This window comes from Barnesiella sp. CU968, assembly GCF_905219685.1.
In the GTDB taxonomy this organism is placed as follows: Bacteria; Bacteroidota; Bacteroidia; order Bacteroidales; family Muribaculaceae; genus Lepagella; species Lepagella muris_A.
Genome location: NZ_CAJMXD010000556.1, coordinates 1 through 1,392, shown reverse-complemented (window position 1 = coordinate 1,392; position 1,392 = coordinate 1). Strand labels below are relative to the sequence as shown.

The 1,392-nt window shown below is 44.6% G+C and carries 1 protein-coding gene; it reads left to right on the top strand.

Annotated elements, in window-relative coordinates; translation table 11 throughout:
* Window positions 1-188 precede the first annotated feature (188 nt).
* Window positions 189-1,325: a DUF2851 family protein gene (locus JX312_RS13655; RefSeq protein WP_204458464.1), complete on the top strand. Its 1,137-nt coding sequence runs from the start codon at window positions 189-191 to the stop codon at window positions 1,323-1,325.
* Window positions 1,326-1,392: the final 67 nt, after the last annotated feature.

The following is a 1,392-nucleotide window of genomic DNA, read 5'->3' as shown; positions in this document are numbered from 1 at the left end:
TCAAATGAATCAGCGGAAGAAATGATTGATTTCGCTGCCATAAAATTTTTAATCAATAAAATTTAGACAAGCTCTTAATTTAATACTATGAAAAACACATTACAAATGTTACAAAATAATTCACATATTCTGAAAATATTTCTTTTCCCGAATCGTTTGAATTACATTTATTAACCACGAATGCCAATATGGAGAAACTATACCAGTATTTATGGAGACACCGCATGCTGGGGCGCAAACTGAAACTTGACAACGGAACGGCTGTGGAGATTATTTCACCGGGTTTACTGAACCGAGATGCCGGTCCGGATTTCTCCAATGCGAGAATACGCATAGGGGATACCGAATGGGCTGGAAATGTAGAGATACACGTACATGCGTCTGACTGGTACAGACACGGGCATGACACTAATCCGGCATATGACTCCGTATTGCTTCACGTGGTGGCAATCAATGACAGGCGAGTGACACGCTCCGACGGAAGCGAGATTCCTCAGCTTACGGCAACATTCCCGGAAAGCTTCTTCAGAATGTATTCCACGCTTTGTGACAATATCGAGGGCATCAGATGCAACAAATGCATAAGTTTCATTCCACCTCTTACGATAACCGACTGTCTTGAATCGCTTGCAATCGAGCGAATGCAGACCAAAGCCTCAAGAATAATCGACGAACTCAATAATTCCGGAGGTGACTGGGAAAGGACCTGCTTCATAACTCTCGCCCGCGCATTAGGCTTCGGACTGAACAGCGAACCATTCGAAATTCTTGCAAGATCTATTCCGTTGGGATATATACTTAGACACGCCGACAATCTACCGCAGCTGGAGGCGATACTTTTCGGACAAGCAGGAATGCTTGACACTTCTATACATATATTTGATGAATATTATCAACTCCTCTGTCGCGAGTATTATTTCCTTGCGAGAAAATACAACCTGCGCCCAATGAAACGTGAGCTATGGAAATATGCCAGAACACGCCCGCAGAATTTTCCACATCGGCGCATCGCGATTCTTGCAAAAGCGCTTCACGGCGGTTTCTCGCTTATGTCGAGAGTAATTGCAGCCAACGGCAAGCCTGAAGAGTCACGCGCAATTCTGCAATGGGAACTCGAAGGATACTGGCTTGATCATTCGGACTTTGACATAACTCAGCCTCAATCTCCTTCGGCTTTGGGACATGCAAGCACTGACCTGCTTCTGATAAACCTCATCGCGCCATTGCTTTATGCGTACGGAGCGACACACGGAGAGCCGGAACTGGCTGAGAACGGCTTAGAATTATGGAGAAAACTTCCACCGGAAAAGAACATGTTTCACTAGTGTCTCTTAAAAAGTGTTAATCAAATTCGAGGTCAAGAGTTGGATGGCAATTTGCTATTTGTGCTGG

Coding starts and splice junctions, on each gene's coding strand:
- JX312_RS13655 (WP_204458464.1), top strand. CDS start 189: ATGGAGAAACTATACCAGTATTTATGGAGACACCGCATGCTGGGGCGC.